The 19,815-nt window shown below is 64.5% G+C and carries 17 protein-coding genes; 8 read left to right on the plus strand and 9 right to left on the minus strand.

Annotation, left to right across the window (positions count from 1 at the left end; all coding sequences use genetic code 11):
- Positions 1-200: 200 nt before the first annotated feature.
- Together ACP7D4_RS23195 and ACP7D4_RS23200 are read left to right on the plus strand one after the other, a co-directional pair.
- Complete coding sequence (locus tag ACP7D4_RS23195) at positions 201-812, plus strand: hypothetical protein (protein WP_426211568.1); 612 nt, start codon at positions 201-203, stop codon at positions 810-812.
- Positions 787-1,038, plus strand: a complete 252-nt coding sequence (locus ACP7D4_RS23200) for a hypothetical protein (protein ID WP_426211570.1) — start codon at positions 787-789, stop codon at positions 1,036-1,038. Before ACP7D4_RS23195 ends, ACP7D4_RS23200 begins: the two co-directional genes overlap by 26 nt.
- A gap of 580 nt (positions 1,039-1,618) precedes the next feature.
- Here the strand turns inward: ACP7D4_RS23200 and ACP7D4_RS23205 are convergent.
- Complete coding sequence (locus ACP7D4_RS23205) at positions 1,619-2,149, minus strand: ankyrin repeat domain-containing protein (RefSeq protein WP_426211571.1); 531 nt, start codon at positions 2,147-2,149, stop codon at positions 1,619-1,621.
- 239 nt (positions 2,150-2,388) lie between these two features.
- Between ACP7D4_RS23205 and ACP7D4_RS23210 the strand changes: the two genes are divergently transcribed.
- On the plus strand, positions 2,389-5,379 hold the full coding sequence (locus ACP7D4_RS23210) for a CHASE domain-containing protein (protein ID WP_426211573.1): 2,991 nt from the start codon (positions 2,389-2,391) through the stop codon (positions 5,377-5,379).
- Here the strand turns inward: ACP7D4_RS23210 and ACP7D4_RS23215 are convergent.
- Positions 5,367-5,993 carry a hypothetical protein gene (locus ACP7D4_RS23215; RefSeq protein WP_426211575.1) on the minus strand — a complete coding sequence of 209 codons (627 nt, stop codon included), beginning with the start codon at positions 5,991-5,993 and terminating at the stop codon, positions 5,367-5,369. The genes ACP7D4_RS23210 and ACP7D4_RS23215 overlap by 13 nt on opposite strands.
- 110 nt (positions 5,994-6,103) lie before the next feature.
- On the opposite strand from ACP7D4_RS23215, the gene ACP7D4_RS23220 reads away from it, so the two are divergent.
- Positions 6,104-6,793: a pentapeptide repeat-containing protein gene (locus ACP7D4_RS23220; protein WP_426105698.1), complete on the plus strand. Its 690-nt coding sequence runs from the start codon at positions 6,104-6,106 to the stop codon at positions 6,791-6,793.
- A gap of 30 nt (positions 6,794-6,823) precedes the next feature.
- Here ACP7D4_RS23220 and ACP7D4_RS23225 read toward each other — a convergent pair whose 3' ends face one another.
- Positions 6,824-7,429, minus strand: a complete 606-nt coding sequence (locus ACP7D4_RS23225) for a nucleotidyltransferase family protein (RefSeq protein WP_426211577.1) — start codon at positions 7,427-7,429, stop codon at positions 6,824-6,826.
- 90 nt (positions 7,430-7,519) lie between these two features.
- Between ACP7D4_RS23225 and ACP7D4_RS23230 the strand changes: the two genes are divergently transcribed.
- From ACP7D4_RS23230 to ACP7D4_RS23245, 4 genes are all read left to right on the plus strand, one after another.
- Positions 7,520-8,479 (plus strand): XdhC family protein, encoded by a 960-nt coding sequence (locus tag ACP7D4_RS23230; protein WP_426105701.1) that lies wholly within the window; start codon positions 7,520-7,522, stop codon positions 8,477-8,479.
- Positions 8,480-8,778: 299 nt separating this feature from the next.
- The gene (locus ACP7D4_RS23235; RefSeq protein ID WP_426105702.1) at positions 8,779-9,783 is read left to right on the plus strand and encodes an ABC transporter substrate-binding protein; all 1,005 of its coding nucleotides are present in this window, start codon (positions 8,779-8,781) and stop codon (positions 9,781-9,783) included.
- 2 nt (positions 9,784-9,785) lie between these two features.
- The gene (locus tag ACP7D4_RS23240; RefSeq protein ID WP_426211578.1) at positions 9,786-13,673 is read left to right on the plus strand and encodes a response regulator; all 3,888 of its coding nucleotides are present in this window, start codon (positions 9,786-9,788) and stop codon (positions 13,671-13,673) included.
- Complete coding sequence (locus ACP7D4_RS23245) at positions 13,670-14,074, plus strand: response regulator (RefSeq protein WP_426105704.1); 405 nt, start codon at positions 13,670-13,672, stop codon at positions 14,072-14,074. Before ACP7D4_RS23240 ends, ACP7D4_RS23245 begins: the two co-directional genes overlap by 4 nt.
- Here ACP7D4_RS23245 and ACP7D4_RS23250 read toward each other — a convergent pair.
- From ACP7D4_RS23250 to ACP7D4_RS23275, 6 genes are all read right to left on the minus strand, one after another.
- The gene (locus tag ACP7D4_RS23250; RefSeq protein WP_426211580.1) at positions 14,067-14,495 is read right to left on the minus strand and encodes an ExbD/TolR family protein; all 429 of its coding nucleotides are present in this window, start codon (positions 14,493-14,495) and stop codon (positions 14,067-14,069) included. The two genes, ACP7D4_RS23245 and ACP7D4_RS23250, sit on opposite strands and share 8 nt — an antisense overlap.
- A gap of 116 nt (positions 14,496-14,611) precedes the next feature.
- The gene (gene kefC / locus ACP7D4_RS23255; RefSeq protein WP_426105706.1) at positions 14,612-16,414 is read right to left on the minus strand and encodes a glutathione-regulated potassium-efflux system protein KefC; all 1,803 of its coding nucleotides are present in this window, start codon (positions 16,412-16,414) and stop codon (positions 14,612-14,614) included.
- A 17-nt stretch (positions 16,415-16,431) separates the two neighbouring features.
- Positions 16,432-16,980, minus strand: a complete 549-nt coding sequence (locus ACP7D4_RS23260) for an NAD(P)H-dependent oxidoreductase (RefSeq protein WP_426211582.1) — start codon at positions 16,978-16,980, stop codon at positions 16,432-16,434.
- 103 nt (positions 16,981-17,083) lie between these two features.
- Positions 17,084-17,872 carry a PEP-CTERM sorting domain-containing protein gene (locus ACP7D4_RS23265; protein ID WP_426211584.1) on the minus strand — a complete coding sequence of 263 codons (789 nt, stop codon included), beginning with the start codon at positions 17,870-17,872 and terminating at the stop codon, positions 17,084-17,086.
- Positions 17,873-18,114: 242 nt separating this feature from the next.
- Entirely contained in the window at positions 18,115-18,495 is a 381-nt protein-coding gene (locus tag ACP7D4_RS23270) for a YajD family HNH nuclease (protein ID WP_426105710.1), read from the minus strand.
- 138 nt (positions 18,496-18,633) lie between these two features.
- Positions 18,634-19,674, minus strand: coding sequence for a DUF1501 domain-containing protein (locus ACP7D4_RS23275; RefSeq protein WP_426211586.1), 1,041 nt, complete (start codon positions 19,672-19,674; stop codon positions 18,634-18,636).
- Positions 19,675-19,815 lie beyond the last annotated feature (141 nt).

A 19,815-nucleotide genomic window follows, 5' to 3' on the forward strand; every position in this document is an offset into this window, starting at 1 on the left:
TGGATCGGCGCGCCTGCGCCGGGAAGATGTTGTCAAGCGCGAGCCGATACTTGTGCCTGGGTATGCCGGCATGACTTCCGGCCCTGCCCCACCATGGTGTTCACCGGGTTTAACTGCGCCGGCGCCTTCGCCGGCGCCGCCTGGATCGAACCGGACGTCAACCCAACGCCGACCGATCGGGAAAAATGCAAACGATAATGATGACTGAACAGATGACTGTTTCGCGTACACCCGGCGCGCTACTGTCCATGCTTGCGCTGGTGGCAGGTGTCGCCGGATGCGGCGGCGGGCACCCCGCGCAACCTGTTGTGCCCGCTGCGCCGAGCACGCACGAGATCGTCGGAACAGTTTTTCGAGGTAATCATTTCGATGCCAATCTGCAGGGTGCCTGGCGCGTGTCGGGCGAGGGAAGCATGCTGGAGATTACAGAAAATGCTGTCACGCAGTTTCAGGAAACGAGGTCGTTTTGCTATTCCGACATGGTGACAGCGCCCGGCGATGTGTTCAGGGAAATGACATTTCCCCGCACCGCCAATGCCGAGCGGGTGAGTGCCAATCTTTATTTATCCGCGGAGTTGCCCGCCACTTACTCCCTTGAGCGTAGTGCGCAGATACCGGCCAACTGCCGCCTGCCGGTCGCCACCGACGCGCTCACCAGCTTCAAGGCGATGGCGGAAATTTTCAGTCTCGACTATGCCTTTTTCAAGGAACGCAATATTGACTGGGCCGCGCGGATTGCGGCGCGAAATGGACCGCGCGCTGTTGGCCTTGGGCGACAGCAAGGCCATGATCGTCGACATCGCGCTCAATGACGGCCGATACGACCGGGTAAGCGCCGAGGTGGCAGGCAGTTTTGCCGACACACGCCGTCTTGCCTTCACGGTGCGCCAGCAGCGGCCCCAGGGTAACGAAACGAAATCTTATTTTGTCGCGCCCAAAGGCAGCAAGCAATTGGGGTGCAAAGCGTCGTATAAACCTGAAAGCCGAACGGACCAATTTCGTTTAAAGCCACGGTTGCGAGCGCCGCTTTTCCATTGATTTTGGCTTGTCTGATGTGCAAGCGCGCCATACCATATCGGCTTCTATTGCCCTAAGAGCGAGCCACATGACAGCAGCAGCAAACAGCAATATGCCCCCCATCGGTAGGCCGGGCGACTTCGATTTTTTGTCGGGGCAGTGGAAAATCGCCCATCGACAGCTGCAAGCTGGCAGCGCCGATGTGTGGGACAGTTTCGACGGTGAAGCGACCTGCTGGTCGATCCTGGACGGCGCGGCGAGCGTGGAGGAATTGCGCATTCCATCCCGCAACTTCAGCGGCATGGGATTGCGCCTGCTGAACAAGGAAAATCAGGTCTGGTCCGATTTTTGGGTGAATGCGAAAAGCGGCGTGCTGCTCACGCCGGGGAGCGAAGGGTATTTTGAACAGGGGGTGGGCGTGTTCACTTCGCACGGGATGGATGGCGAACACCCCGTCGAAGTGCGTGGCATGTGGGACAACATCAGCGCTGCCGCGTGCCGCGTGCCGCTGGCAGCAGGCCAGTTCGCGCGATGCCGGCGCGAGCTGGCAAACAAACTGGGTGATGGACTGGGTGCGCGTCGCGTAACCGGCGCTTATTCCTTATCCCAGCCGGGCAGTGAGTTGGGCAAAGGTATCTTGCGCTCCCATCGTCTGGGCCAGCGTCAGCGCCGTCATGGCGCGGCTGTCGACGGCATCGATGGCCGCGCCATGCGCCAGGAACAGCTCGACGATCGCCGGCCGGTTGAACATGGCCGCCATCATCAAAGGCGTCTTGCCGTCGGGACTGGCGCCCTCGATCCAGGCGCCGTGCGCGAGCAATAGTTCCGCGATCTCGAGATAGCCCTTGTAGGCCACGCCCGCCAGCGGCGTTTGTCCTTGGTCGTTGGCAACGTTCGGATCGGCGCCCGCTTCGAGCAATAAGCGCACCGTGTCCAGGTGGCCGTGATAGCTGGCCAGCATGATCAGGCTGTCACCCTTGTCATTGCGAAAGTTGACCGGCGTACCCTTGTCGATCAGCGATCCCAGGCGCGCTGCATCGCCCGCGCGCACCAGCGCGAACACGCCGCGGATGAAGTCGAGCGTCTCGGCATCCATGGCCGGACGGCTGCTTGAGGTGGTTTCAGCTTGCATCGCTTGCCCCTTTCTTGTGTGCAAATTGTTGTGCGGATTGATGTATTCATTGTTGGGTTGGAATCCAACCCTAGTATGCCCGTGGCGCCGGGCTTCTTGTGTGCGCTGGCGCACGGCGGTGGCAAGCTGGCGCCGCATCGCGTATTGGGTGGCGGCAATCTGACGCATACCGCATAATGGTCGCAGCTCTCCGTCGACGACTATTTATGGCAAAACTGCGTGCTTCCCGTAATGCAAGTATGGACCAGGTTCCCGTCGCGCGGCGCATGCGGGGACGGCGTACGCCATTGATCCTGGCGCTGCTGGTGGGCGCCTTGTCGCTGGCGGTGACGTTTGGCGCCTGGCGCGTGGCCCAGTTCGAGGTCGCCAGCAACACCCAATCCGAGTTCGACTACCAGGTTCGCCAGGCAGTGCGCCGCATCGAGCAGCGCATGGCCACCTACGAACAGGTGGAACGCGGCACCCAGGCGCACCTGATGGGATCGATGAAGGTGCGCAGGGAAGACTTCCAGCTGTACGTCGCTGCGCTCCGTCTCAGTGAAAAGTTTCCCGGCATTCAGGGCATTGCGCTGGCCGCGCTGACCGCGCCCGGACGGCAGGGCGGCGCCAGCGCCATCACCCATATCGAACCGTTCACCGGCCTGAACCCGCGCGCGCTCGGCTTCGACATGCTGACCGAGCCGACCCGGCGCGAGGCAATGGAACGCGCGCGCGACAGCGGCGAGGCGGCCGCCTCGGGCAAAGTGCGGCTGATCCAGGAAATTGGGCGCCACGAGCAGGTCGGCCTGGTCATGTACCTGCCCGTGTACGGCCGCGGTCTGCCGGCGGCCACGCCCGAGGAGCGCCGCGCCAGCCTGGTGGGGTGGGTGGGCGCGCCGTTCCGGATGGACGACCTGATGGCGGGCATCGGTGGCGAGCGTGGCAGCGACATCGTGCTGACCATTTACGACGGGCTCTCGCTGGCGCCCGAAAGCCTGCTGTACGTCGCCCCGGCGGCGGCCGCTGCCACGCACCGGCCGCTGTACCAGGCAACGCGCAAGATTGCCGTCGGCGGACGGCCATGGAACCTGAAATTTCGCTCCGCGCCCTTGTTCGAAGCGCGCATGCGCTCGGACCGGCCCACCGTCATTGCCGTCGTCGGCCTGGCCATCAGCACGCTGTTCGCGCTGCTGGTCTGGTCGCTCGCGTCCGGCCGCGGACGCGCCATGGCGCTGGCCAGCGCCACCACGGCGCAGTTGCGCGAGAGCGAATTTCGCTGGAAATACGCGCTCGAAGGCGCCGGCGACGGAGTATGGGACTGGAACAGCGGCACCGGCGAAGCGCTTTATTCGCGGCGCTGGAAGGAAATGCTCGGCTACAGCGAAGAGGACATCGCCGACACGCCGGCCGCGTGGGAGTTGCTGCTCCATCCGGACGACGCGCTGGCGGTGCTGGCCATTGTCGACGCCTTTGCGCGCAGCACCTCGCAGACCTATGAGGCCGAATACCGGATGCGCTGCAAGGATGGCAGCTGGAAGTGGATCCGCGGGCGCGGCATGGCCGTCACGCGCGACGAGGCCGGCCTGCCCATGCGTACCATCGGCACCCATACCGACATTACCCGCCTGAAGGAAAGCGAATCGGCGCTGCGCGTGACGGTCGAGCAGCTGGCAAGCGAACAGCAGCGCGTCAAGGTCATCCTGGAACACGCGCACGACGCCTTTATCGCCGTCGCGCCCGACGGCGTCGTGACCGACTGGAGCGGCAAGGCTGAAACGCTGCTCGGCTGGAGCGCCCGGGATGCGGTCGGGCGCGACCTGGCCAAGCTGATCGTCCCGCCCGCCCTGCGCGCGGCGCACAACGCCGGCTTTCGGCGCTTCGTGGAAACCGGGCAGGGCACGCTGGCGCGCAATGTGATCGAGGTGAACGCGCAGCATCGGGACGGCGCCTTGATTCCGGTCGAGCTGGCGCTGGCCGGCTTCCCCCAGGCCGGCGGCTACGCGGTCAGCGCATTTATCCGCGACATTTCGGAGCGCAAAGTGGCGCAGCGCCTGGAAGTGCAGCGTACGCAGGCGCTGGACGAAGCGCGCAGCGCGCTGCAGCATGCGCAGCGCCTGGAAGCGGTCGGCAAGCTGACCGGCGGCATCGCCCACGATTTCAATAACGTGCTGCATATTATCAGCGGTAACGTGCAATTGATGCAGTCGATGAGCGCGGGCGATGAGCGCTTGCAAAAGCGCTTGAAAAGCATGCAGTCGGCGGTCGAGCGGGGCGCCAAGCTGTCCTCGCAGCTGCTCTCGTTCGCGCGCCGCCAACCCTTGCAGCCCGTGGTCGTCAACCTGCAGCGCACGCTGCTTGACATGGACGACCTGCTGCAGCGCGCACTGGGCGGCGCGGTGCAGATCCGGTTCGACACTGCCGATGGCTTGTGGAACACCCAGGTCGACCGTGGCCAGCTGGAAAACGTGGTCTTGAATCTGGTCATTAATGCGCGCGACGCCATGCCGGGCGGTGGCACCGTGACGGTGGCGCTGGCAAACGCCACGGTGGACCCGGAACACGCGCGCCGCATGGTCGACTTGCCTGCTGGCGACTATGTGCGCCTGAGCGTGGCCGATACGGGCACCGGCATGAATGCCGAAGTGCGCGCGGTCGCTTTTGAACCCTTTTTTACCACCAAGCCGGTGGGGCAGGGTACGGGCCTGGGCTTGAGCATGGCGTACGGCTTCGTCAAGCAAAGCGGCGGGCACATCGAGCTTGACAGCGAGCCCGGCAAGGGGACGACGGTCGTGATTTACCTGCCCCGTTCGCAGCTGGCCGAAGCGCCCGGCCGGGTAGTGAGGGAAGCGCCGGCGCAGGGCGGCAGCGAGACCATCCTGGTGGTGGAGGACGATCCGGACGTGCGCGCCACGGCCGTCAATATGCTGGGCGAACTCGGTTACCAGGTGCTGCATGCCGAAGACGGCGAGAGCGCCTTGCGTATCATCAGCGGCGCAGTGGCCATCGATGTGTTGTTTACCGATGTGGTGATGCCGGGGCCGGTGACCAGCACCGAGCTGGCCGCGCGCGCGCGGGTGCTGCTGCCGCAGCTGTGCGTGCTGTTCACCTCGGGCTATACGCGCAATGCCCTCACCACCGACGGGCGGCTCGATGTTGGCGTCAAGCTGCTGGGTAAGCCATACCGGCGCGAGGAACTGGCCAACAAAATTCGCGAAGTGCTGGTCGAGGCCCCAGCCGGTCAGTCGTCGTAGCCGCCGCCGCCGCTAAATTCCTCGGGATACGTAAGACTGCCGAGGGCGACGATTTGTTTGAAATGCTTGGCGACCATCTCGATGTCGCCTTCCTTGAGCAGCTTTTCGGCCAGCTTGACGGCCATGGCGCCCGCCTTGGCGAGAAAGCCGGAATAGGTGCGCAGCCGTTCGCACTGCAGCGCCATTTCCTTGGGGTCGCTTGAGCGCGCGATATTTTCCTTGATCTTGCAGAAATCCTCGGCCGCCACCGACTTCCCCACTTCGCCCCCCATCCGGGTAATTTCCACATACAGATAGGCGCGCAGCGTGACGTGCATCCGGATATCCATCGCCATAAAGCTCTTCAGGTCGGCGTAGCCCGCCTGCTGCACCGCCCTTGTAAGCCGGGCCCGGCATGGACCGCAGGTAAACAGCGAGACGGCCTGGTTCTCGCTCTTGAGCTTTTCCAGTTCAGGCGTGGCCGCGGAAATGTTCTTGTAGGCTTGGATATAGGTGGCGACATCCTTGTCGGTCAGCGCGCCGGACAAGACGTTGCAGGCGCACAGCAGCAGGGGGAGGAACAGGGGGAGGAACAGGAACAGGGGCAGGAACAGGGGCAGGAAGCGTTTTTTCATGCGCCATCATACCGATATATTCGGCAAGAATGTAAATAATGCAATTTCTCGTCGCAGCTGTGGAGGGCGCCGGCAAGCTACAATGCAGGCCCGCCATCTCGCCTGTCCCCATGCCAGACTCCACCGTCACCATTTGCGCCATTGCGCCCACGCGCGACGACATGCGGCACCTGATCGGGCAGGCCAAGGGGCCGCTGGTGTTCGAGGCATGCGACTTCAACGGCGCCGATTTGTCGCGGCTGGACTTGCAGGAAGCGCGGTTTCACAATTGCACGTTCCTGGAAACGTCCCTATACGCGGCCAGCCTGGCGCGCACGCAGTGGCAGCGCTGCCGCGCTGGCCAGGCCGATTTCGAGTCGGCCGACCTGGTCGACGCGCACTTCACCAGCTGCGACCTGAACAACACCGTTTGGCGCCGCGCGCGCATGGCCTCGGCCAGCTTTAAGGAGTGCAAGCTGACCGGCGCCCATTTCGAGGAAGTGGGCCAGCTCGGCCTGGTCTTCACGCAGTCGCTGATGGCCGGCGCCTATTGCTGCCGGATGTCGTTCAAGAAGGCGCATCTGGTGGGACTTGATTTCCAGGATGCCGACTTGTCCGGGTGCGACTTTCGGGAAACCGTGTTCGAGGAGTGCAGCCTGCGCAACGCGCACCTGAAGGATACGCGCTTCGAGGGCGCCGACCTGCGCGGCGCCGACATCGCCGGCATCAAGCTTTCCAACGCCAAACTGTTCAAGGGTGCGCTCATCTCAACCCGGCAAGCGGCCGAATTGATGCTCGAGCTGGGTCTGCTGGTGGGCTAGGCGCACTGTTGGCAATACCGGGAAAATTGCTTAGTCGCGTCGCTGCGGCAAATCCGAAGGCGTGTCGATATCCTGAAAAATGCCTGGGTCTCGGACCGCGATCTCGGTCACGGCGTGCTGCTGCAAGATGGCGCGCGCGCCCTGGTCGCCTTCGAGGGCGAGCAGCGCGGCCAGGTGGGTGAGGCCAAAGGCGATCGGGTTGCCGCGCCGCCCGCCCTGCACCGGCGCGGCAATGGCAGCGCCAGCGTCGAGCGCGTCGCGCAGGGCGGCGATGGTGGCGCGCTGCACGTAGGGCATGTCGGCCAGCGCAATGATCCACGCCTCTCCCGCGGGCAGCGAATGGCGCACTGCGTGCACCAGCGAGGCGGCCATGCCGCGTTCGGTGTCGCCGCCGGCGGCCCCGTTTCCGATGACGGCGGTGACCTCGCAGCCGATGGCGCGCAGGGCCGCGGCCAGGCTGCCGTCGGCCGACGGGACCACGGCCACGACCCTGGGCAGCACGGCCAGCATGGTGCGCGCGCTGGCCAGCGCCACCGGTTCGCCGCCGGCGAGCGGGGCGAGCAGCTTGTTGCGCGCGCCCGTTGGATCGAAGCGCCGTCCGCGCCCGGCCGCCAGCAGTATGCCAACCACGTCCATGAGCGCCTTGCCGACCGTTGAAAAGCCCCATTTTACGCATCGAACCGGCATTTCGACTACGATGCGACCTTCTACCGAGGCGAGGCCGCAATGAACAGCATGGACAGGGAAGTATTGACAACCGTTGACGGCTGGCTGGACGCCGGCTTTGGCTGCCAGCTCGTCACCGTCGTGCAGACCTGGGGGTCGAGCCCGCGCGCGCAAGGCGCCATGATGGCGATCCGGGCCGATGGCGTTGTCGTCGGGTCGGTGTCGGGCGGCTGCATCGAGGACGACCTGATCGCGCGCGCCAGGGAAGGCGGCTTTGCGGCCGCGCCCGAACTGCTGACCTATGGCGTCGAGGCCGGCGATGCGCACCGTTTCGGCTTGCCGTGCGGGGGCACGATTCGCCTTGCCTGCGAACCGCTATCGGGGGCGAGCGGCATCAAGGACGTGCTCGCGCGCCTGGAGCGCAAGCACATGGTGGCGCGCAGCGTGCATCTGGCATCGGGGCGGGTTGAAATTTGCGAGGCGGCGCCGGAACAGGGCCTGGCCTTGCAGGACGGCGTGCTGACCAATACGTTTGGGCCGCGCTGGCGCTTGCTGGTGATCGGCGCCGGGCCCTTGTCGCAGTTTCTCGCGCAGGTGGCCGTGGGCCTGGACTATCACGTCATCGTGTGCGACCCGCGCGAAGAGGTGCGCGCCGGCTGGAACGTGGCCGGCGTGGAAGTGGTGCACGCCATGCCGGACGACCTGGTGCTCGCGCTCAAGCTGGACCGGCGCAGCGCCGTGGTGGCTCTCACGCACGACCCCAAACTCGACGACCTGGCGCTGATGGAAGCGCTGCGTTCGGACGCGTTTTACGTAGGCGCGATCGGTTCGCGCCTGAACACGGCGCGGCGGCGCGAACGGCTGCTGCAGTTCGACGTCAGCGCCGCGCAGCTCGACCGCCTGCACGCGCCCATCGGCTTGTACATCGGCAGCAAGACGCCGCCGGAAATCGCCATTTCCATCCTGGCGCAACTGACGGCGGTACGCAACGGCCTCGGCGTGCCGCCGGCCCAGCCGTAAGTCCCCCCGCCAACAAATAGCTACCGACAGCGAACCCAGCGATTGGGTTTTTCTTGGCAAACCGAGGAGTGGTTCTAATCCATGGACGGGCGATGGACATTCTTGGTGCCATGCACCATCATTGCGCCGTCTCCTCCACTTTCTACCAAGAATTTGGATTTAGCCCACCCTTCGCGGTGGGCTTTTTTTGTGCGGGCCACACCACATGCCCCGGCTGGAACGCTCGTGTTTCTCCTGATCCATGGATTTTAGTGTAGGCTGAGCAACGCCACCAGGTCCACTGAAAGGTTCTGCCGTCCATGAAACTGTCGAAGCGTGCCACCTTCCTGCTCTGCACGGTTGCGGCCCTTGCCATCGGCGCGCTGCTGTTCGGCCTGCAGCGCAAGCGGCCTGCAGCGCCCTTGCTGCTGGTGCGGGTGGCGATCCCGGTGCAACTGGCAGCCGGCTCCATGTTCACCGCCAGCGAGCAAAAGCTGTTTGCGCAGCAAGGCTTGCAGGTCGAATTGAAGCGCTTCTTGCTGGGCAAACAGGCACTGCAAGCTGTGCTGGACGGCAGTGCCGACCTGGCGCTGGTGGCCGATACGCCCTTCATGCACGCCGTGCTGCGCGGCGAACGCATTGCCGCGCTGGCTACGGTATTCGAGTCGCGCAAGACGATGGCCATCGTGGCCCGGCGCGACGCGGGGATTACCACTGCCGCAGCGCTCAAGGGCAAGCGGGTGGGGACGGTGGTTGGCACCAATGCCGAATTTTTCCTCGATACGCTGCTCGACGTGAACGATATCGCGCGCGCCGACGTCGACGTCCAGAGCCTCGGTCCCGGGCAGTTGGTCGCTGCGCTGGAGGCGGGCAAGGTCGATGCCGTCACGGTCTGGCATCCGGACCTGGCGCACCTGAACAACACATTCGGCGCCAAGGCGGTCACCTTGTACGGAGAGGATATATTTGTCTACCGCGTCCTGCTCGTAGGAAAATTGACCTACATCGCCCAGCACCAGGCCGAGCTGCGCTCCCTGCTGGCCGCGATCAAGGCCAGCAATAGCTATATTGCAGAGCAGCCCGAGCAAGCGCGTGCGGCAGTGGGGGCGGCGATCGGGGTGCCGCCGGCGCAACTGGCCCAGGCGTTCAATCCGGCCGACTACACGCTGGTGCTCGACCAGTCGCTGCTCATTGCCCTGTCCGCCCAGGAACGCTGGGCGATTGCCAAGGGCGCGGTCCCCGCCGTGGTGCCGACCTACCTCGATTTCATCCGGCCCGAACCGTTGCGCGCGGTCGTGCCCGACGCCGACCGGATCATCCGCTAGCCATGCTGCTCAATCACCAACGCACGCTGCTGACGGTGCTCGCTTCGCTGGCCTTTGCCGCCACGCTGGCTGTAACGGCGCTGGCCGCGCGCCAAGTGCGCAGCAAAACTGAACAAATCAGCATGGCCCAGGAAACGGTGCGCGCCGTAACCACGCTGCGTTACCTGTCGATGGAGGTGGCCCTGTATGGCGAAGTACGGGCGCGCACGCAGTGGGCTAGTCGCTACGCAAGTTTTCAGCAGGCGCTGGCGGGTCACCATTACAGTGGTGCCGTCGAGCGTACCCTGCTCGCGCGTGAAAAAACCAATCTGGCCACGCTTGATCGCCTGTTCCAGCGCATTGCCCGCGATCCGCCGGGCACCAGCGACGTGGGGCGCAGGAAAACCGGCGCGGTCGTCAGCGCCCTGTTCCTGACAGCGCAGGACATGCTCGACGACGGCTTTGAATTGATGCAGCTGAACCGGCTGGCGCTCGAGGCGGCGCAGCAGCGCGCCACCGTCGCCGCCATCGCCAGCCTGGCCGTGCTGGTGGTGCTGATTGCCATTGCCAGCATGGTGATCCGGCGCCGCGTGCTGCAGCCCGTGGCCGCGCTGCAGCGCATGACGGAACAAGTTATCGAAGGCAACCTGGACCTGCGTCTGAATTTGCTCGAAACGAATGAGATCGGCATCCTGGGCCATACTTTCGACGCGATGACGCTGCAGTTGCAGCAGTCGCGCCAGGGCATGCTGCACGAAAATGCCGAACGGCGGCGCGCCCAGGGCAATTTGGAAACCAGCCTGGCGGAACTGGCGCACAAAAGCGAAGAACTGGGCCACGCGCAAGCGGCGCTGCAACAGTTTATCGATTACACGCCCGCGCTGGTGGTGTACTGGGACAAGGAGTTGCGCAACCGCTTCGCCAATCACGCTTACTTCGAATGGTTCGGCAAGTCGCCGCAGGCCATTCGCGGGCAGCATATCAGCGAGGTGCTCGGCAGCACCCGCTTTGCCGAGATCGAGGCCCGCCTGCGCTCGGCGCTGGCGGGCAACCGCGAAATCTTTGAACGGCGCGTGACCCTCGCCTCAGGCGAGGTGCGCGACGCGTTGCTGTCGTACATTCCCGATATCCAGGACGGCCAGGTGTGCGGCCTGTACGGTTTTGTCAGCGATATTTCCTCGCTCAAGCGGGCCGAAGCTGGCAAGGCAGTCGCGCTGCGCCAATTGCAAGGCGTGGTCAACGCCGCCAGCGATTTTTCGATTATCCAGACCGATGAGCAAGGCACCATTGAACTGTTCAGCCCCGGCGCCGAACGCATGCTCGGCTACAGTGCAGCCGAACTGATCGGCAAGGCCACGCCAACGCTGTTTCACGATGCCGATGAAGTGCGCCGCCGTGGCGCTACGCTGGGGCACGGATCGGGCCGCGCGCTTGACGGCTTCGAGGTATTCATCGCCACTGCGCGCGCGGGCGGTTCGGAGTCGCTCGACTGGACCTATGTGCGCAAGGATGGCAGCAGCTTGCCGGTCAACCTGACGGTGACGGCGGTACGCGACAGCGAAGCGGCCATCGTCGGTTACCTGGGCATTGCCAAGGATATCGGCGCCGAGCGCGAAGTGCGGCGCGTGCTGGCCGACGCGCGCGACCAGGCCGAGCAAGCCAATCTCGCCAAGAGCCAGTTCCTGGCCAACATGAGCCATGAAATCCGCACTCCCATGAACGCAGTGCTGGGCATGCTTGAACTGCTGCAGCACACGGCCATGACGCCGCTGCAGCGCGACTACGCGGTCAAGTCCGACTCGGCGGCGCGCTCGCTGCTTGGCCTGCTCAACGATATCCTCGATTTTTCGCAGGTGGAAGCGGGCAAGCTGGCCCTGGAAAGCGCAGCGTTCCGGGTCGACACCTTGCTGCGCGACCTGTCGACCATCCTTTCGGCGCTGCTCGGCCCTAAGGATGTGGAGCTGATCTTCGTCATTGCCCCGGACTTGCCGGCCACGCTGGTGGGCGACGTTACGCGCTTGCGCCAGGTGCTCATCAACCTGGCCAGCAATGCGATCAAGTTTACCGAGCACGGCGAAGTGACCGTCACGCTGGCGCTGGCCGGCAGTGCGCCCGACGGCCACGACATCGTTTTTTCGGTGCAGGACAGCGGCATTGGCATTGCCCCCGACAAGCTGGGCAGCATCTTTGAAGGCTTTACCCAGGCCGAAGCGTCGACTGCGCGCCGTTTCGGCGGCACCGGGCTGGGACTGACGATCAGCCAGCGTCTGGTCGAGCTGATGGGCGGCAAGCTGGCGGTGCGCAGCACGCTGGGGCAGGGCAGCTGTTTTTCGTTTTCGGCCCGTTTTGGACGCTGCGGCGCCGAGCTGCACACAGGTGGCGCGCCGCCGTTGCCGCCGTTACCGCAATTACCAGTAGCGCAGCTCAGCGTGCTGGTGGTCGACGACCATGCCCTGTCACGCCGCAGCCTGGTGAGCATGGCCACTTCGTTCGGCTGGCTGGCGCTGGACGCGGCCAGCGGCCAAGAAGCGCTGGCGGTACTGGCCGCGCATCCCGCCTTCGACGTGGTGCTGCTCGACTGGCGCATGCCGCGCATGGACGGGTGGGAACTGGCGCGCCGCATCCGCATCGACAATCCGACGCCGATCGTGGTGATGGTGACCGCGCACGGGCGCGGGTCGCTCGCCGCGCGGCCCCAGGGCGAACGCGCGCTGCTCAACGGCTTTCTGACCAAGCCGGTTACGCCCCAGATGCTGCTCGAGGCGGTGACCAGCGCGCGCGCCGGGCATGGCATCGAGGCGCTGCCCGCCGCGGCACCGGCCGCAGCGGCAGAATCTGCAAACGCTGCAAACGCTGCAAACGCTGCAAACGCACGGGCGCCTCTTGGTGGCCTGTGCGTGCTGGTGGTGGACGACAACCTGTTGAACCAGCAAATCGCGTGTGGCCTGCTGGCGCACGCCGGCGCGCAAGTCGACGTGGCCGGCGGGGGCGCGCTGGCGCTGGAGATGGTGCTCGCGCGGCGCTACGACGCCATCCTGATGGACGTGCAGATGCCCGACATGGACGGCTACGACTGCACGCGCGCGCTGCGCCGCCTGCCCGCCTGCCGCAGCCTGCCCGTCATTGCCATGACAGCGAACGTGATGCCCAGCGACCGCGAAGCCTGCCTTGCCGCCGGCATGGACGACCATGTCGGAAAACCGGTCGATATCGCCACGCTGGTGGCGGTGCTGCTCAAGCATTGCCGCAGCGCGGGCAGCGCGTCGGCAACTGCAGCCAGTGGAACGACTGCGGCCAGTGGAACGACTGCGGCACCCGCGGCCCAGCCACGAGCCTCGTCGATCGAGCGCGAGCAGGCGCTGCTGCGCCTGGGCGGCAACGAAGAATTGTTCATTGCGCTGGCCGGCACCTATGCGCTTGAAGCCGCCCAGTTCCTTATCGAGCTGAGCCCCGCGCTGGCGCTTCCCGGGCACGACGGCGCGCCGAATATCCTGCACACCTTTAAAAGCGCGGCCGGTATTGTCGGGGCGGCCGAGTTGCAAGACTACACCGGCGCACTGGAAAGCTTGCTGCGGCGGGGCGATCCGGTTGATGTCGGCCTTGCCTTGCGCACGGTGCAACGCTTGGTGGACGCCAGCGTTGCCGACCTGGCGCTGGAAGTGGCCGCCCTGGTGCCGCCGGTAGCGCTGCCGCCGGGACCGCAGGCGGCGCCGCTGGCAAGCGTGCTGGAGCAACTTGAGCAGCTGCTCGCCGGGCACAACATGGGCGCCTGCGACGTGTTTTCGCAGCTGCGCGAAGGCCATGGCGCGGTCCTGGGTGCGCGCCTGACGACGCTTGACGAGCGCATGCAGGCGCTCGACTTCAAGGGGGCCAGCCGCGCGTGCCGCGCCCTGCTGCGGGAGCTGGCATGACGGCGCCGCGATCAGCGCAGGCCCGGCCGCTGGTGTTGCTGGTCGACGACCAGCCGGTCAACATCCAGGTCTTGTACGCGATGCTGAAAGACGAGTACGAAGTATGCATGGCCTTGAACGGGGCCGACGCGCTGGCGATCTGCCGCGAGCAGGCGCCGGCCGTGCTGCTGCTCGATATTGAAATGCCAGGCATGGACGGCTATGAAGTGTGCCGCCAGCTCAAGGGCGACGCCGCGTTGTGCGCCATTCCCGTGATTTTCGTCAGCGGCCACCTGGACCCCGAACTGCATGCGCGCGCGCTGGCGTTGGGCGGCGCCGACTTTCTCGTCAAGCCGTTCAGCGCCGACCTGGTACAAGACAGCGTGCGCCGGCACGTGCCACGCTGCGCGCCGCCTACATGAACTGTTCGTTGCCCACGATGCCGATGTTCAGCAGGCCGGCACGCTGGGCCGTCGCCATGATGCCGGCTACCGCCTTGTAGGGCGCCAGCTTGTTGGGCCGCAGTTGCAGTTGCGGCGGCACGGCCGCGCGCGATGCCGCCAGCAGCTTGCTCTCGAGCGCCGCGCGGCTTTGCAGCACCAGCCCGTTCCACAGCACGGTGCCGTCAAAATCAACATCGATCGATACCACCACCGGTTGCTCCGCTTGCGCCGAGGTGGTGGGCATGGCCAGCGTGGTGGCGTGTTGTTGCCGGGGAATGGTGATGATCAGCATGATGATCAAGACCAGCATGACGTCGATCAGCGGCGTCATGTTCATGTCGATCATCGGTTCGGCGAGGGGGGCGGGGGAGGCATTCGGCGCGGCGGCATGCTTGCTCATGGTGTGCTCCAGTCAAAAGGTGGATGCTGCGGTCGGGATCAGCACCTTTAGCATACCGTCTTTTGCTATTTAGTTGCACATTATTTGCCATGAGCTAGCAATAATAAGTGCGAAGCCTAATCCCAGCCATTTTTCTGTTCGTTTTCCGTCGCTTCCGCGTCCAGCGAAAACATGGCTTCGAGCTCGTCGCGCGCCTGCTTGGCCATCGACACCAGCTGTTCCTGGTCCTTGTAGAAGGGATAGACCTTGTCCAGGTTTTCAATGTTCATCTTCTTGAATTTCTGCGCCGCCTGGCGTGCGCGGTAAGCGCCAAAGCCAAGTTCGCACAGCACGGCGCGTCCGAGCAGCAGCGCCGATTCGAACGTTTCGCGCTCGATGATCGTCACGCCGCGGTCCATCAGGTCGTAGTAATGCGTCACGTTGCGCGCGCGCGCCATGATGGTCAGGTCGGGAAAGGCGTGCCGCACCGCCTCCACCAGCTTCAAGCTGTCGTCGATGTCGTCGATGGCCACCACCAGCGCGCGCGCATGGGCGGCGCCGGCTGCATGCAGCAGGTCGATGCGGGTGGCGTCGCCATAGAACACCTTGGAGCCGAAGCGGCGCACCAGGTCGATCTGGTCCGGGTCGTGGTCAAGCACCGTCAGCTTGATGCGGTTGACCGTCAGCAGGCGTCCGACGATCTGGCCGAAGCGCCCGAAGCCGGCGATGATCACGTGGTGCTCGTTGTGTTCGATGGCGTCGTCGGGTCGCGCCTTGCGGTCGTTGAAACGGGGGGCGATCAGCTTGTCGTAGACGATCAGCAGCAGCGGCGTGGCCACCATCGACAGGGCGACGACCACGATCAGGATCGAGGCCACGTTGGCCGACAGCACCCGCGCCGCCTGCGCCGCGCCGAACACGACAAAGGCGAACTCGCCGCCCTGGGAAAGCAGAAAGGCAAACAGCGCGCGCTGGCTGCGCGCGATGCCAAAGAGCTTGGCCAGGCCGTACAGCACCAGCGTTTTCAGCACCAGGAAGGCGCCAACGATGCCTAAAATGAGCCATGGCTGGGCCATGAAGACGCCGAAGTCGACCGACATGCCGACCGCGATGAAAAACAGCCCCAGCAGCAGACCCTTGAACGGCTCGAGGTCGGTTTCGAGCGCGTGCCGGTATTCTGAATCGGCCAGCAGCACGCCGGCCATGAAGGCGCCCAGCGCCATCGACAGGCCGACCCACTGCATCAGCAGCGCGATGGCGATCACCAGCAGCAGCGCAAAAGCGGTGAAGATTTCGCGCAGGTCGCTCTTGGCGATCATGCGCAGGGCAGGGCGTACCAGGTGGCGGCCGCTGAAGATGATGGCCACGATCACGCCGACGATGCGCAGCGCATCGACCCAGTTGGCGCCCTCGCCGGTGGCGGCGGCCACCCCCAGCAGCGGCACCACGGCGATCATGGGTATGGCGGCGATATCCTGGAACAGCAGGATCGAAAAAGCGGAGGAGCCGGTCGGCGTGCCCTTCAAATTGCGCTCGTCGAGCGTGGCCAGGGCGATGGCGGTGGACGAGAGCGACAGGCCGAGCGCGCCGATCAGCGCCACCTTCCACGCCACCCCGGCCAAGAGGGCTGCCGCGCACAGCGCCGCCGCCACGCCCAGCACCTGCGCCGCGCCGCTGCCAAAGATGGGGCGGCGCATGGCCCACAGGCGCTTGGGCTCGAGTTCCAGGCCGATCAAAAACAGCAGCAGCACGACGCCAAACTCGGAAAAATGCAAGATCACGTCGACTTCGCCGATCAGGCGCAAACCCCACGGGCCGATGGCAACGCCGGCCAGCAGGTAGCCGAGCACGGCGCCCAGTCCCAGCCGCTTGGCGATTGGTACCGCCACCACGGCGGCCGCCAGGTAGACCAGTGCGTTGATCAGGATTGCATGTTCCATGTCAGCTCAGCTTGTATTCAATTGTGTGCGGGAAGGGCGGAAAACGCGGCCAGGCGCGCCGTGAACGCGTCCACGTGCGCCTGCACTTGCGCCTCGCTCGCGTGATGCGCGCCATGCAGGATGTGCGGCAGTTCCCAGCGCATGCCGCACACGGCGGCGGTTTGCGCGAACGGCGCCAGATAGGCATCGAACGAGCGTCCATGAGGGCCGGCTGCGCTGTAGGCATCGGCTGCGCTGCCGGTGGTGGCCACCAGCCAGTACAGCTTGCCGTCGAGTGCATGGCCGCCGGCGCCGTAGGCCCAGCCGGGCAGCAGCACGGCGTCGACCCACTCCTTGAGCAGCGAAGGCATGCTGTACCACTGGATGGGATGCAGGAAGACGACGACATCGGCGGCGGCCATGAGTGTCTGCTCGCGCGCCACGTCAATGTAAAAGTCGGGATAGGTGTCGTACAGTGCGTGCACCTGCACGCCTTCGACGGCGCGCGCCGCCTCGGCCAGGCGCGCGTTTACGCGCGACAAGTGGGCGCTGGGATGGGCGTACAGAACGAGAATATTTTTGCGCATACCGGCGTTATAGCATACCTGCGCAGGCGCGCGCCGGCCGGCAGTCGCCGACGGCGCGTAGCGGAAAAGCCCCCGCTTTCCGCTACCGCGCCGCCGGGATTGCTCACGCCTTGGCGCTGGTGCGCGCTTTGCGGCGCAGCGCCAGGCCGGCCAGTGCCAGGCCGACCAGCGCCGGCGTCGCCGGTTCGGGAACATCGGTGTAGCCTTCGAGGACATCGTTCTGGCACGTCTCGCCCCAATGCAGGGCGATGTCGCCAAAGCCGGCCAGCGCGCTGCCGCCGATGTTGATGTTAAACAGCAGAGCCTTGTCGGCGGACACGGTCCAGGTGCCCGTCATGCCGGTATTGCGCACCGTTTTGGAGGCGGTGTTGACGGCGGTCGCCTGGCCATCGCGGTAGTAGCACTGGGTGCCCAGGGCGCACGTGAGGAAGTTTTGCGACATTAATACGTTGGCGGCATTCGTGGCGCCGTTCAGTTCGTAGAGCGTGAAGGTGCCGCCGGTGTTGCTCCAGCGATTGTCCAGGTTCAGGCCGTACGACCATTTGGTGCCGGTGGCCGCGTTGTCGTTGACGTGATGCGCATCGGTGCCGAACGGGTTCCAGTTGGCGGCGAGGAACACGTCGCCGTAGCCGATGCCCTTGGCTGCGGCCCAGGTGTCGCTGCCCGCGTGGCCGGCGAAACTGGTGTCGATCGACACGGTCAGCTTGCTGCCCGCGCGGGTGACGGTAGCACCCTTGACGTCGTACATCGCGCCACCGATCACGTCGCCGTAATGGTGGTCGTTGCCGCCCCAGTAGCCGGTGTTGCCCAGATCGGAGATGACGCCGGCGTGGGCCGAAGCGGTAGTGGCGAAGAGGGCGGCGAAAGCGAGGGGAATTGCAAATTTCATCATGAACATTTCTAATAATTAATTGACCTGGCACTAATAGCAATACTTGTGCCAGGAAATTAATATTGATAATTATCAAGGATTTAGCGGAAATCCCTGGTTCATGCTTGCCGCGACTGTAAATTTTCTCGACAACTATAGTTTCTTACAATCAGCTTTTATCCGTGCGAGCGCTGCCGGGATCATCGCAAGAACCCGGATTGATGCGGACGAGAACAGCAGAAGAAAATTCTGGCGATGGCGCCTCAAGCCCCATCTTTCTTTTTAATCAGGCCGGCCAGCGCGGCAAAGGGATTGTGCGTTGCCGGCTGCACAGTGTCAGACAGCAAGCCGGCGCCACGGTCGGCTTCGAGGTAGCGCGAGTGTTCGTTATCGTGGCAGTACAGGCACAATAGTTCCCAATTGCTGCCGTCGGGCGGATTATTGTTATGGTTATGGTCGCGGTGGTGGACCGTCAGCTGCGACACGTTAGTGTGGGTAAATTCGCGCATGCAGCGCCCGCAGATCCACGGATACATCTTGAGCGAGCGTTCGCGGTAGCCCAGCTCGCGCGTATCGGCGGCGCGGCGGGCGTCGGCGACGATCTTGTCCAGCCGCGCCGCATCGGGTTTCTTGCCAACTACCATGATGTATACCTTTTTGCGTTGTCAAATCAAACGGGGTCAGTTCCCCCATTGCGACACGAGCTCGACCGCTATTGGCTGAGCTCGTGTCGCAATGGGGGAACTGACCCCGGGTGTGGGGTTTCTATGAGGAAGAATACTTTACACGAAGCCCAGCTTGCGCGTGCTGGGATTGTAGTTCGACAGGTTGGGCAGCAGGGCGAGCAGTTCGCTGTCGCCCACGCCCAGCCAGGCGCCCAGGGTGGCGGCATGCTGTTCAATCGAGGTGCTCGGCAGCAGCCGGCCCATGCCAATATCGTCGGGGCCGTCGTTGGCGATCAAGGGCGGCGTGCCGTAGTAGCGCCCGCCTTTTACCGCTCCGCCGAGCACAAAGTGGGTGCTGCCCCAGCCGTGATTCGACCCATCGGCGTCGCCCGTCAACGCGCGTCCGAATTCGGAGGCGGTAAACGTGGTGACTTGCTCGGAGACGCCCAGTTCGAGGGTCGCCGCGTGAAATGCGGCCAGCGCCTCGGCCAGCCTGGTCATCAACACCGGATGGGTGGCGCTGATGCCGTCGTGGGTATCAAAGCCGCCCAGGCCGACAAAGAACACCTGGCGCCTGGCGCCGAGTGCCGGGGCGGCGGCGATCAGGCGCGCCACCATGCGCAACTCGTCACCCAGGCTGTTGGACGCGGGGAATCCGGTGCGCAGTGCGGGTGCGGCGGTCAGCGCCCCGGCGAGAACTTCGTGAGCTTCGATCGCACGTTTGCTGACGCGGCAATATTCATTTTCCAACAGATGCACGCGCGGCTCGGTGATCAAGTTGCGTAGTGCTGCCGACGCCGCAGCCGATCCAAAGAGTGGACTGCCTACACCTGCAAGGGGAATCGCACCGGCAGTCGTGATCCTGAATTGGATTGCTGTGTTTCCCGAAAGAAATATCGAGTTATCAGACAGGTTGATGCAGCTGAAAGGGGTGTTGCCGCTCGCTGAGAGAAACTGATCGGCCAGGCGGCCACCCCAGCCCGATGGGGCGCCACCCTGGGAGCCGCACAGCCACAGCGCATGTTGGTCAGCGTGGGAAAGTAATTTGGGCGGCAGTTTGACGGTATTGTTCTTGAATTGCTGTTTCGTCGTCGGCTCCACCAGCGGGCCGATATTGAGCACGATGCCCAGCTTGCCCTCATTAAACAGCGGAACCAATGGCGCGAGGGTGGGCGCGAGCCAATCCACCCAAGTTAAGACATTTCAACAGTTTTTCTGAGTCATCTTCTTGTGTGGTTTTACGCCGGGCTTCCTGGGCTTCGAACGATTCTCTCGATGTCGATAGGTCTTTCCGGCAAT

It is taken from the genome of Massilia sp. TWP1-3-3 (assembly GCF_049897805.1).
GTDB lineage: Bacteria > Pseudomonadota > Gammaproteobacteria > Burkholderiales > Burkholderiaceae_D > Telluria_A.

Excerpts from the sequence above, each read along its gene's own strand:
- ACP7D4_RS23270 (WP_426105710.1), bottom strand. The coding sequence starts at position 18,495 with ATGGTAGTTGGCAAGAAACCCGATGCGGCGCGGCTGGACAAGATCGTC.
- ACP7D4_RS23240 (WP_426211578.1), top strand. The coding sequence starts at position 9,786 with ATGCTGCTCAATCACCAACGCACGCTGCTGACGGTGCTCGCTTCGCTG.
- ACP7D4_RS23200 (WP_426211570.1), top strand. The coding sequence starts at position 787 with ATGATCGTCGACATCGCGCTCAATGACGGCCGATACGACCGGGTAAGC.
- ACP7D4_RS23205 (WP_426211571.1), bottom strand. The coding sequence starts at position 2,149 with ATGCAAGCTGAAACCACCTCAAGCAGCCGTCCGGCCATGGATGCCGAG.
- ACP7D4_RS23265 (WP_426211584.1), bottom strand. The coding sequence starts at position 17,872 with ATGATGAAATTTGCAATTCCCCTCGCTTTCGCCGCCCTCTTCGCCACT.
- ACP7D4_RS23245 (WP_426105704.1), top strand. The coding sequence starts at position 13,670 with ATGACGGCGCCGCGATCAGCGCAGGCCCGGCCGCTGGTGTTGCTGGTC.
- ACP7D4_RS23210 (WP_426211573.1), top strand. The coding sequence starts at position 2,389 with ATGGACCAGGTTCCCGTCGCGCGGCGCATGCGGGGACGGCGTACGCCA.
- ACP7D4_RS23260 (WP_426211582.1), bottom strand. The coding sequence starts at position 16,980 with ATGCGCAAAAATATTCTCGTTCTGTACGCCCATCCCAGCGCCCACTTG.
- ACP7D4_RS23215 (WP_426211575.1), bottom strand. The coding sequence starts at position 5,993 with ATGAAAAAACGCTTCCTGCCCCTGTTCCTGCCCCTGTTCCTGTTCCTC.
- ACP7D4_RS23235 (WP_426105702.1), top strand. The coding sequence starts at position 8,779 with ATGAAACTGTCGAAGCGTGCCACCTTCCTGCTCTGCACGGTTGCGGCC.
- ACP7D4_RS23250 (WP_426211580.1), bottom strand. The coding sequence starts at position 14,495 with ATGAGCAAGCATGCCGCCGCGCCGAATGCCTCCCCCGCCCCCCTCGCC.
- ACP7D4_RS23230 (WP_426105701.1), top strand. The coding sequence starts at position 7,520 with ATGAACAGCATGGACAGGGAAGTATTGACAACCGTTGACGGCTGGCTG.
- ACP7D4_RS23220 (WP_426105698.1), top strand. The coding sequence starts at position 6,104 with ATGCCAGACTCCACCGTCACCATTTGCGCCATTGCGCCCACGCGCGAC.
- ACP7D4_RS23195 (WP_426211568.1), top strand. The coding sequence starts at position 201 with ATGACTGAACAGATGACTGTTTCGCGTACACCCGGCGCGCTACTGTCC.
- kefC (WP_426105706.1), bottom strand. The coding sequence starts at position 16,414 with ATGGAACATGCAATCCTGATCAACGCACTGGTCTACCTGGCGGCCGCC.
- ACP7D4_RS23225 (WP_426211577.1), bottom strand. The coding sequence starts at position 7,429 with ATGGACGTGGTTGGCATACTGCTGGCGGCCGGGCGCGGACGGCGCTTC.